Origin of the sequence: Delftia sp. S65 (assembly GCF_016516495.1) — a bacterium.
Classification (GTDB): domain Bacteria; phylum Pseudomonadota; class Gammaproteobacteria; order Burkholderiales; family Burkholderiaceae_C; genus Comamonas; species Comamonas acidovorans.
In genome coordinates, this window is sequence record NZ_JACVUR010000001.1 from 202,545 (window position 1) to 213,846 (window position 11,302).

General features: G+C 67.2%; 8 protein-coding genes. 3 read left to right on the forward strand and 5 right to left on the reverse strand.

Annotated features, from left to right (window positions below; translation table 11 throughout):
• Window positions 1–2 precede the first annotated feature (2 nt).
• Window positions 3–965, reverse strand: coding sequence for a tripartite tricarboxylate transporter substrate binding protein BugE (locus IAE24_RS00855; RefSeq protein WP_199138302.1), 963 nt, complete (start codon window positions 963–965; stop codon window positions 3–5).
• Between the two features lie 327 nt (window positions 966–1,292).
• On the opposite strand from IAE24_RS00855, the gene IAE24_RS00860 reads away from it, so the two are divergent.
• Entirely contained in the window at window positions 1,293–2,201 is a 909-nt protein-coding gene (locus IAE24_RS00860; RefSeq protein WP_179217842.1) for an AEC family transporter, read from the forward strand.
• A 21-nt stretch (window positions 2,202–2,222) separates the two neighbouring features.
• On the opposite strand, the gene IAE24_RS00865 is transcribed toward IAE24_RS00860, so the two are convergent.
• The gene (locus IAE24_RS00865; RefSeq protein ID WP_012206919.1) at window positions 2,223–3,116 is read right to left on the reverse strand and encodes a LysR family transcriptional regulator; all 894 of its coding nucleotides are present in this window, start codon (window positions 3,114–3,116) and stop codon (window positions 2,223–2,225) included.
• A gap of 229 nt (window positions 3,117–3,345) precedes the next feature.
• Here IAE24_RS00865 and IAE24_RS00870 point away from each other — a divergent pair, with 229 nt between their 5' ends.
• Together IAE24_RS00870 and speB are read left to right on the forward strand one after the other, a co-directional pair.
• On the forward strand, window positions 3,346–4,734 hold the full coding sequence (locus tag IAE24_RS00870) for a sodium:solute symporter (protein ID WP_199960104.1): 1,389 nt from the start codon (window positions 3,346–3,348) through the stop codon (window positions 4,732–4,734).
• A gap of 24 nt (window positions 4,735–4,758) precedes the next feature.
• On the forward strand, window positions 4,759–5,829 hold the full coding sequence (gene speB / locus IAE24_RS00875) for an agmatinase (RefSeq protein ID WP_199960105.1): 1,071 nt from the start codon (window positions 4,759–4,761) through the stop codon (window positions 5,827–5,829).
• Here the strand turns inward: speB and IAE24_RS00880 are convergent.
• The 3 genes from IAE24_RS00880 to queG all read right to left on the reverse strand — a co-directional run bounded on the left by IAE24_RS00880 (window position 5,826) and on the right by queG (window position 11,298).
• Entirely contained in the window at window positions 5,826–6,854 is a 1,029-nt protein-coding gene (locus IAE24_RS00880) for a helix-turn-helix transcriptional regulator (protein WP_199960106.1), read from the reverse strand. The genes speB and IAE24_RS00880 overlap by 4 nt on opposite strands.
• Window positions 6,855–7,079: 225 nt before the next feature.
• Window positions 7,080–10,127 carry a diguanylate cyclase gene (locus IAE24_RS00885; protein ID WP_199960107.1) on the reverse strand — a complete coding sequence of 1,016 codons (3,048 nt, stop codon included), beginning with the start codon at window positions 10,125–10,127 and terminating at the stop codon, window positions 7,080–7,082.
• Between the two features lie 115 nt (window positions 10,128–10,242).
• The gene (queG, locus tag IAE24_RS00890) at window positions 10,243–11,298 is read right to left on the reverse strand and encodes a tRNA epoxyqueuosine(34) reductase QueG (RefSeq protein WP_199960108.1); all 1,056 of its coding nucleotides are present in this window, start codon (window positions 11,296–11,298) and stop codon (window positions 10,243–10,245) included.
• Window positions 11,299–11,302 lie beyond the last annotated feature (4 nt).

Here is an 11,302-nt window from a genome sequence, read left to right on the forward strand (position 1 = left end):
GCTTACTCCAGCGTGAGTTTCTGCTGAACGACCACCTTCTTGTAGGTCTCGTACTCGTCCTTGATCTGCTTGGCGAACTCTTCAGGCGAGTTGCCGATGACCAGGGAGCCCGTGTCCTCGATGCGCTTGCGCACGGCCGGATCCTGCAGCACCTTGCGCACGGCGGCGTTGATCTTGTCCACCACGTCCTTGGGCATGTTCTTGGGGCCCAGGATGCCGTAGTAGGCCATGCGGTTCACCGGCTCCAGGCCCACTTCCTTGAAGGTTGGCACATTGGGCAGCACGGCCAGGCGCTGGGGCGCGGCCACCACGATGGGCACCAGGCGGTTGTCCTTGATGAACGGCAGGGCCGAGGGCAGGTTGTCCAGCACCATGGGCACCTGGCCCGCCACCACGTCGTTGAGCGCCGGGCCCGCACCGCGGTAGGGGATGTGGGTGACGAAGGTGTTGGTCAGGCTCTTGTACAACTCCATCAGCATGTGCTGGATGCCGCCCGTGCCCGAGGAGGCATAGGAGTACTTGCCCTGGGACTTCTTGAGTTCGGCCTCGAAGCTCTTGTAGTCCTTGGCGGGGAACTTGGGGTTCACCGCAATCACGTTGGGCGTGGCCGCCACGTTGATGATGGGCGTGAAGTCCGTCAGTGTGTTGTACGAGATCTTGGGATTGATCGCGGGGTTGGTCGCTGTGGTCGAGACCGTGGCAATGCCCAGGCTGTAGCCATCGGGCTGCGAGCGCGCGGTTTCCATGGCGCCGATGACGCCGCCGCCACCGCCGCGGTTGTCCACCACCACGGGCTGGCCCAGTTCCTTGGTCAGGGGTTCGGCGATCACGCGGGCGATGATGTCGGTCGTGCCACCGGGGGCGAAGGGCACCACCAGCTTGATCGGCTTGGTGGGATAGGCCTGGGCCAGGGCTCCGGTGCTTGCGAGGACCAGGGTCAGGCCCATCCAGCTGCGACGATTCATACAAGATCTCCTTTTGGGGGTCGTGTTGACGAAGAAGGTTTCATGGACATCCGCAAGGCCGTGCCTGCGGATGGATGGTCTGCGAAACGAAGGCTCGCAAACGCTGCCACGGAACAGCCATGGTGGGGCCTGGAGCCCGCTGTGCGCTTGACGGTCGTCAGGACCTGCGCTTTCGGATCGGCTGTGTGGACCCCAGCGATGCTAAGGCCCGGGGCCCGGTTGTCACAGTTTGTCGCAGCACTGATTTCCCGGTGTTTACCCCTAGCCTCGCGCCATGGTTTCTCGGGAGACGCGGCGACTGCGGGGTTGCGCTTATGCTCTGCCCCCGTGAACTACGCCGTGCTGCTCTTCCCCGATTTTTCGCTCATAGTGCTTGGCTACGTGCTGTGCCGCTTCACACAGCTCAACCGCACGGTCTGGCAGGCGGTGGAAGCGCTGGTGTACTACCTGCTGTTCCCCGTGCTGCTGTTCCACTCCATCGTCAAGAGCCCGGTGGACTGGGGTGCCACCTCCCACTTGCTGGCCGCTGGCGTGTGCGCGGCCCTGGTGGGCATTGCCCTGGCCTACAGCCTGCCCTGGTGGCCGGGCCTGCGCGGCCGGATCGACACACGCGAGCATGCGGGTGCCGTGCAGGTGGCGTTTCGCTTCAACTCCTTCATCGGCCTGGCGCTGGCCAGCCGGCTGGCGGGGCCTGAGGGCCTGCTGTTCATCTCGGTGCTGATCGGCGTCAGCGTGCCGCTGTGCAATATCGCGGCCGTCTGGCCCATGGCGCGCGGCAGCAACCAGCACTTCCTGGGGCAGCTGGTGCGCAATCCGCTGATCGTGGGCACGCTGTCGGGCCTGGTGTTCAGCGCGCTGGGGCTGAAGCTGCCAGCGCTGATCGAGCCGTCGATCTCCCGCATAGGCGCAGCCTCCATCGCGCTGGGCCTGATGTCGGCCGGCGCCGGCATGCAGTTCGGCGCGCTGGCCGCCGGCAAGCTGCTGGCAGTGTGCCTGCTGGCCGTGCGGCATCTGGTGCAGCCGCTGATCGCCTATGCCATGGTGCGGGCGTTTGGCCTGAGCGGTGCGCAGGCCCTGATCCTCATGGCCTTCTCGGCCCTGCCCACCGCATCGTCGTGCTATGTGCTGGCAGCGCGCATGGGCTACAACGGCTCGTATGTGGCGGGGCTGGTCACGCTGTCCACGCTGCTGGGCGTGCTCAGCCTGCCGTTTGCGCTGAGCCTGCTGCAGTTCTGATGCCGCTGTGCCACGGCGCCCCTACAGCACGGCACGCATGTCGTCCGTGAACGCGGCCGTGATGTCATCCTGGCGTGCGCGCTTCTTGGCCACCATGGTGATGTCCACGTCATAGCTGAAGAGGGATTCGTCCAGCGCATGCAGCAGGCCGGCAGCCACATAGGGCGCCGCGTAGTGCTCTGGCAGGTAGCCCAGGTGGGCGCCTGACAGGATGAGGATGGCGGCCGCCTCCATGTTGTCCGCCTCTGAGGTGACATGGCGCGGGCGCCCCGTCAGCGGGGCCTGCGGCAGCGGATAGGTGCGCCAGGTCCAGTCGGCCTCGCCCGCCTCCTGCGCGCCGATGCGACCCGCGCGTGCGGCAAAGGGATGGCTGGCGCTGCAATAGGCCACCTGCCTTTCGCTGAACAGCAGCGTGTATTCCAGCGCTGGCGCGCGGTGCAGGAAATAGCCCACGGCGACCTGCAGCTCGTCGCGCAGCAGCATTTCCTCCAGCTCGCGCGGCCCGCGCACCAGCACCGACAGGCGCACGGCCTCGTCGCGCTGGCGAAAGCGCTGTATGGCCCGCCCCATCAACGCGTTGTATTCCATGGGCGCATTGCCGATCAGGCCGATGGCCAGACTGCCGACCAGCTGCCGGTGCATGTTGCGCGCCTGCGCACTGAAGCCTTCCAGTCCCTGCAGAGCCGTGCGAGCCATATCGACGAAGCGCCGGCCCTTGGCCGTCAGGCGAAAGCCGCCGCGCCCCCGTTCGCACAAACTGAAACCCAGCCGCGTCTCCAGTGTGGACAGCTGACTGCTGAGCGTGGACTGCCCTACGCCAAGGCTGGCCTGCGCCGCCGACACGCCGCCCGCGTCAACGATGGCCAGAAACACGCGCAGCAGCCGCAGGTCCAGATCTGAAACGGTATGGAGCATGGGGTTTTCACTCGGAAAAGATCGATTCTTATCGATGTTTGTAAATGGAACTTGAAATGGATGCAATCCGGGCTGCTGTCTAGCATCCACGGCTGTTGCAGCACATCTGGATTGTCCAAAGAGGGACTGCAATACAGAACAAGAGGGGCGGGCCAGGGAATTCACTTCCATGGATACCGCTGTTTCAAGAGGCCCTGCCAACAGGGCCGCAACAAAAGGGAGACAAACCATGTTGCTCGATATCTCGGTCGTGGTGATCTACGCGGCAGCCATGCTGCTGCTGGGCTGGTACGGCATGCGCCGCGCGAAGACGCAGGAGGACTTTCTCGTGGCCGGCCGCAACCTCGGGCCGGGCCTGTACATGGGCACCATGGCCGCCACGGTGATAGGCGGCGCCAGCACCGTGGGCACGGTGCGGCTGGGCTATGTGTACGGCATCTCCGGATTCTGGCTTTGCGCGGCGCTGGGCGCGGGCCTGCTGGTGCTGAATCTGTTCCTGGCCAAGCCCCTTCTCAGGCTGCGCATCTGCACCGTGACCCAGGTGCTGGAGCGGCGCTACAGCGCCCGTACCAAGCAGGCCAGCGCCCTGGTGATGCTGGCCTACTCGCTGATGCTGGCGGCCACGTCGGTGATCGCCATCGGCACCGTGATGCAGGTGCTGTTCGACCTGCCGCTGTGGATCTCCATCCTGGTGGGCGGGGGCGTCGTGGTCATCTACTCGGCCGTGGGCGGCATGTGGTCGCTGACGCTGACGGACATCGTGCAGTTCGTGATCAAGACCGCGGGCCTGATGCTGATCCTGCTGCCCATCTGCCTGTACCGCGTGGGCGGCTGGGACCAGCTGGTTGCACGGCTGCCTGCGTCCAGCTTCGATGTCACCCACATCGGCTGGGACACCATCGCCACCTACTTCGTCATCTATTTCTTCGGAATCATGATCGGCCAGGACGTGTGGCAGCGCGTGTTCACGGCCCGCAGCGAACGGGTGGCCGCCGTGGCGGGCAGCCTCGCCGGCGTGTACTGCGTGGTCTACGGACTGGTCGGCGCCCTGGTGGGCATGACAGCGCGCGTGCTGCTGCCGGACCTGGACAACGCCAACAATGCCTTTGCCGCCATCGTGCAGGCCAGCCTGCCGGACGGCATCCGCGGCCTGGTCATCGCTGCCGCACTGGCGGCCATGATGTCCACCGCCAGCGCCGCCATGCTGGCCGGCTCCACCGTGCTGGCCGAGGACCTCGTGCCCCTGCTGCGGAGCGGCCGGCCGTTGGTCGATGTGCGCTGGCACCGGCTGCTGACGCTGCTGGTGGGGCTGGCCGTGCTCGGCATCGCCCTGGTGGTTGACGATGTGCTCAATGCCCTGACCACCGCCTACAACCTGCTGGTGGGCGGCATGCTGGTGCCGCTGATCGGCGCCATCTACTGGCGCCGGGCCACCACGGCGGGCGCCATCGCCAGCATGCTGCTGGGCTGCACCACGGCCGTCGCCTTCATGGTCAGGGACGGCCTGGCCGCCAACACGCCCATCTATGCCAGCCTGGCCGTGAGCATGGCCAGCTTCATCCTCATCAGCCTGGCGCAGCGCACGCAGCAGCGTTCGCTGTCGGGCATTCAATCCTGAACCCGGCACTGAATCGGAGACGACATGACGCTTTTCACACCAGACAGGCTGCAGGCGCTGCGCGCACGCTTCGGCGGCGCCAACGAGTCCGTGATCCACGACCCGCATTTCCGCGCCGTGGCCGCCCACATCATCGACGCCAGCGGCACGCGCAACGCGCCCTACGCAGGCATGCCCACGCTGCTGGACGCGCCCATGCGTCCCATGGACTGGAGCCGCCCGGATTTCGGCGACCTCCAGGCCGCACTGATCGGCGTGCCCATGGACCTGGGCATCAGCAACCGCAGCGGCTGCCGCTTCGGCCCCCGGGCCCTGCGTTCCATCGAACGCGTGGGCCCCTACAACCATGTGCTTCGATCCGCTCCCACACGCGAGCTGCGCGTGGCGGACATCGGCGACGTGCCGCTGTCCAGCCGCTACAGCCTGGAGCAGTCGCACCGCGACATAGAGTCGACCTTCGCAAAGATCCATGCGGCCGGCGTGATTCCGCTGGCCGCTGGCGGAGACCATTCCATCACCCTGCCCATATTGCGCGCGCTGGGCCGCGAGCGGCCACTGGCCCTGGTGCATTTCGACGCCCACTGCGACACCGGGGGCCCCTTCGACGGCAGCCGCTTCCACCACGGCGGCCCGTTTCGTCAGGCCGTGCTCGACGGCGTGCTCGACCCCACGCGGACCATTCAGATCGGCATACGCGGCGCGGCCGAATATCTCTGGGAGTTTTCCTATGAGTCGGGCATGACCGTGATCCATGCCGAAGACATTCCCGCGCTGGGCGTGGACGGCGTCATTGCCCGCGCACGCGAGGTGGTGGGCGATGCGCCCGTCTACGTCTCCTTCGACATCGACTGCCTGGACCCGGCCTTTGCGCCCGGCACGGGCACGCCAGAGGTCGGTGGACTCACCGTGCGCGAGGCACAGGCCATGGTGCGCGGCCTGGCCGGCATCCACATCGTGGGCGGCGATGTGGTGGAGGTGTCGCCCGCCTACGACGCCACCACCAACACCGCCCACGCAGGCGCGCAGATGATGTTCGAAATCCTCGGCCTGATCTGCGCACGCCACGCCGGGCGCGGCGCCGCCCAGCCTGCCTAGGCCCCCTGCCCGCCCTCCGCATCCCGCAGCAGCCCCAGCGGCGTGCTGCCGTAGCGTGCCCTGAACCGCCGGGAAAAATGCGCGGGTGAGCTGAAACCGCAGTGCTGCGAGATCTCCGCGATGCCCAGCGTTCCCGGCTCCGTGCCACGCAGCAGCGCATGGGCGCGCTCCAGGCGATAGGCCATGAGTTCGGCGCTGAGGCTGGTGCCTTCGCGCGACAGTTGGGATTGCAGCGAGCGCACGGACAGCCCCAGCCTGGACGCCACGCGCTCGGGCCCCAACGCCGGGTCCGGGTACTGGCGGGCAATGAGCTGGCGCACCCTGCGCAACAGCACGTGCATGGGCGCGCCGGGTCGGGCCGTCGCCATGTCGGCGCTGGCCTGCAGCACGGTCTTCACGGTGTTGATGACCAAGTCGGACAGCCTGGCGGATTCGGCCTCGGGCAAGGGGTCCTGCCACGCGGCCAGCAATTGCATCTGCTGGACCAGCAGTTGAAGCGATGCACAGTCGGGCAGGCTGCGTGCCAGCAGTTGCGAAGCCAGGCCGCCACGCGGATCGATCAGTGCCAGCGGCACGGCCAGCACCACCAGGTCCACGGCCTCTTTCTGCCAGATGCGGTAGCCGCGCCGCTCATCCAGCAGGAACAGCTGGCCGGGTTGCGCCTGCAGCCTCCTGCCCGCAACCGCCATGCCCGGTTCCCCAGATGACGCCGAGGCATCCGGTACGTCAGGTGCATCCGGTGCAAATACCTGGGCTCCACCTTTGGCATAGAGCATGCACAGCAGGCAGGGCGGGCCTGCGCGCTGGCCATCGGCATGCAGGCGCTCCATGCCATGTTCGGCCGCCATCTGTATGCGGTTGAGCACCACCGCGCCCACGCCGCGCGATGTCAGCACGGCCTCGAAGCTCTCGGGCTGCGCGACCAAGGGCGTGTGCGGCATCTGCGCCTCGCGGCTGGCATCGCTCCAGAACTGCGCTCGCGAAAGCGGCGCGATATGCACCGTGGACCAGCGGTTGTACGTCATACATTCCTCGCCCTGCGCTCGGCGCGCAGCCTCTTTTTGTGATGGGTTGCACGGAGAGTCGGCCGCACCCGAGTGTTGGGGCCAGGCAAGAGGCGGCAGGTCCACGCGACAGCATGAACCCAGGATTTTCGGGATTGCGGCCCGATCAGGCCATTGGATGATTCTGAAAATTCACCGGGGTGAATTCCTAGGCCTGTGCGCCGCACCAGCCCGGATCAGCGCATATCAGCGCGCGATGGCAGGCAGCCGCTCGCTCCACAGCGTGGACTGGTTGCGGCCGTTGCGCTTGGAGTAGTACAGCGCTGCGTCGGCACGCTCCAGGCAGCCCTGGGCCGAGGCATCGCTGCGCTGCAGTTCGTACACGCCCAGGCTGATGGTGATGCGCAGGTCGCCGGCCAGGCCCGCATCGATGGCGCGCGCGGCAACGGTTTCGCGCAGGCTTTCGGCGCGGCGCAGGCCCACCTCGGCATCGGTGTCGGACAGCAGCACGGCAAACTCCTCGCCGCCCAGCCGGCCCACCATGTCTTCCTTGCGCATTTCCTGCGCCACCGAGGCCAGCAGCTCCTTGAGCACGATATCGCCCACCGCGTGGCCGTAGCCGTCGTTCACCTGCTTGAAGTGGTCTATGTCCAGCATGATCAGCGTGGAGTGCGCCACCAGTCCGCTGCGCAGATGGTCCAGCTCCATCGCCAGCCGCTCCATGAAGGCGCGGCGGTTGGGAATGCCGGTCAGCGCGTCGGTCAGCGCCAGGGTCTCCAGCTGGGATTCGCGCTGCTGCCGCTCCGTCGCATCGTGGAAGACCCAGCAGTGGCCGATGGAGCGGTCACCGTCGCGCAGCTGCATGCCCTCGATCTCCACATAGTGGTCGTCGGGCAGCGCATGCAGGGAGCGGCCAGCCACGGGCCCGGCGCTGAGCACGCCAGCCACCGAAGGCGGCAGCAGCTGGATCAGCGCCGGCATGCCCAGCCCCACCAGGGCGGCAGGCGCCATGTCCAACCGCAGCGCGGCCGCCAGCATGCGGTTGGCGGCCAGCACCTGGCGGCCCTGGGCGTCGGTGACCAGAATGCCTGCGGGAAAGCGGTCGATGATGGCCTCCAGCCGGTGCTGGGTCTCAGCCAACGCGGTCTCGGCGCGCCGGCGCGCGTCGGTATCGATCATGGTCCAGATGACGCGGCCGTCGTCCTCGTCGGGGTCCAGCAGCGAGCCCTGCATGTCGAACCAGTGGCCCGAGCCCGAAGGCATGCGCAAAATCCATTCCGTGCGCACCGTGCCGCGTGCGTTCAGCTGTGCGTAGAGCTGGCCGAAGCGCTCGAAGCTCTCGTCGCTGACATGCAGGGCGCGAAAGTTCACGCCGCCGGGCAGCCGGTCTGTCTCGATCTCGAAGGTCTGCACCGCGCGCTCGTTGGCATAGAGGATTTCGCGCTGGGGACCGGCCATGACGATCAGGGCGCTTCCCCGGTCCAGCAAGGCCTTGATGAGCCGGGACTGCTCCACGCGCTGCTGTATGTCGGTGTGCGTGCCCAGCATGCGTACGGGCTTGCCGTCGGCATCGCGCTGGGTGATTTCGCCGCGCGACTCCACCCACAGCCAGCTGTCGGCCGAGCTGCGCAGCCGCATCTCCACGCGGAAATCGGCCCCGGCCTCGGCATGGCGCTGCAGCCGCGCCAGCATCCGCGCCCTGTCCGAGGGATGGACCATGGCGCAGAAGGCGTCATAGTTCATGGGGAACTGCGCGGCCTCGAAGCCCAGCATCTGGTAGCAGCGGGCATCCCATTCCACATGGCCGCTGCGGCAGTCCCACTGCCACAGGCCGTCGCGCACGGCGCCCACGGTCAGGCGCAGGCGTTCCTCGCTGTGGCGTATGGATTCCTGCATGGCCTGGTCCTGCGTCACATCGTGCACATAGCCATGCCACAGCAGGGAGCCGTCTTCCTCCTGCTGCGGCCGGGCGTGACCATGCAGCCAGCGCAGCTCGCCTGCAGGGCCGTAGACGCGGTACTTGTGCTCCCAGACACCCTTGCTGCCCACGCTGGCCTGCACCGAGGCCGCCAGGGCCGGCAGATCCTCGAGGTGGACCCGCTTGAGCAGTTCATGGTCGGCAAACCGGGCGGCATCGGCCTTGGCGCCATGCAGTTCGAAGAATCCGGGACTGGTGAAAGGGAACCGGAACTGTCCATCCGCGCCTATGCGGAACTGGAACAGCCCGCCCGGCACCTCCTGCGCCAGCCGCGCAAAGCGCCGCTCACCCTGCAGCCGCATGCGCTCGCTGAGCTGGCGCTGGCGCGCCAGCCACAGCGTCAGCAGCATGCCCAGCAGCAGCACGGCCGTGCCTATGCCGTTGCGCAGCAGGCCGCGCTCCAGCGATGCCTCCAGCGACTCGAAGATGGCTTTCTTGTCCAGCCCTGCACTGACGATCAGCGGATAGCCCTCCACCCGGCTCCAGGCATACATGCGCTGCACGCCATCGACGGACGATTCGGCCTCGTAGGTGCCGCGCTCCAGGGCAGGTGCGAACAGCGCCACGCGCACATCGGATACCGAGCGGCCCATCACCTGCTCCTGCCCCTGCGAGCGCGCCAGGTAGGCTCCATCGGTGCGCAGCAGCAGGATGACGTCGTTGGCGCCATCGAAGATGGACTGGAAATAGCGCGAGATGTATTCGGGCGACAGCGACAGCACCAGCACGCCCGAGAACTGCCCCTGGCGGTACAGCGCGCGGCTCAGCTGTATGGTCCATTTGTGGGAGACACGCCCCTGTACGGGGCGGCCGATGAACATGCCCATGTTCTCGCGGTTGGCATGCACCTGGAAATGCTCGCGGTCCCGGATGGAGACCTTGGCAGCCCGCGTCTCCGCTTCCTGCTGGAGGTTGGAGTACACGATGTCCCCTTTCTCGTCGGCCACGGCGATCTGCAGAAAGGTGCCGGCCGGGTAGGCGTCGAACGTGGTCTGCACGGCGCGCCGGAACCCGTCGACATCGCCATCGGCAAAGTCGGACTCCAGCCCGCGCATGGTGTAGTCCAGGCCGGACAGCAGGGTCTGCACCTGCACCGACACCGCATGCGACATTTGCCCCACCCGCAGCCAGGACTGGGACTCGGTAAAGCTGCGCTGCGTGCGGTGGCTGTCCACCAGCACCGTCCAGTACGCCACCGTGGCCAGCAGCACGCAGCACAGGCCCACCCAGACGGCCACCGTGGTCTGGGTCAGCGGTTCTGCGTTCAGCAGGCGGGACAGGCTGCGGGGAGGCTTTGCGCGCATATCAAACATCATGTTGAGTCACACAGGCCCCGCGCCTTCAAGGGCAGTGGCCCGCAACAGGCCGCCGGGGGGCACTCCGACAGAGCGCAACAATTGTTTCACACACAAGCGCCCTGGTCTTATCAGCTCAATCCGATCTTTGCGACAGCGCCCAGGCTACGTGCTCGCGCACCAGAGCGTCCGGATGTTGGGCGCGGCTGGCCAGCGCCTGCTGCAACGCCGCGTTGCCGGTTTCACGCCAGGCATTGCCCAGCGCCACGGCCACATTGCGCAGCCAGCGCGCATGGCCTATGCGCCGGATGGGGCTGCCTTCGGTCAGGCGCAGAAAGGTCGGCTCGTCCCAGGCAAAGAAGTGCACCAGCTGCCCGCCGGACAGGGCCTCGCGCGCATCGAAGTCGGGCAGGCGACTGGGCTGGGCGAACTTGTTCCAGGGGCAGGCCAGCTGGCAGTCGTCGCAGCCATAGATGCGGTTGGCCATCAGCGGCCGCAGCTCCTCGGGAATGGCGCCCGCATGCTCGATGGTCAGATAGGAGATGCAGCGCCGCGCGTCCACCCGGTGCGGCGCCACGATGGCGCCCGTGGGGCAGGCCGTGATGCAGGCCGCGCAGCTGCCGCAGTGCGCGGTCACCGGCGCCGTGGGCTCCAGCGCAAGGTCCACATAGATCTCGCCCAGGAAGAACATGGAGCCCGCTTCGCGATTGAGCACCAGCGTGTGCTTGCCGCGCCAGCCCTGGCCGCTGCGCCGGGCCAGTTCGGCCTCCAGCACGGGCGCGGAATCGGTGAAGGCGCGGTGCCCGAAGGGGCCGACTTCCTGTGCAATGCGCTCGGCCAGCTTCTGCAGCCGGTTGCGCAGCACCTTGTGATAGTCGCGCCCCCGGGCATAGACGGAGACAATGCCCTCGTCGGGCCGCTGCAGCCGCGCCCACTCCACCGCTTGCCAGGCGCCCGGCGCATCGGCAGGCGTGTCGCGCGGCAGGTAGTCCATGCGCGCCGTGATCACGCTGACCGTGCCCGGCACCAGTTCGGCAGGCCGGGCGCGGCGCAGGCCGTGGGCCTGCATATAGTCCATCTCGCCATGGAACCCTTGGGCCAGCCACTGCATCAAACCCGGTTCCGCAGAAGACAAATCCACGCCGGCCACGCCAATTTGGGAAAATCCCAGCTCGCGGGCCCAGCCTTGCATCAAA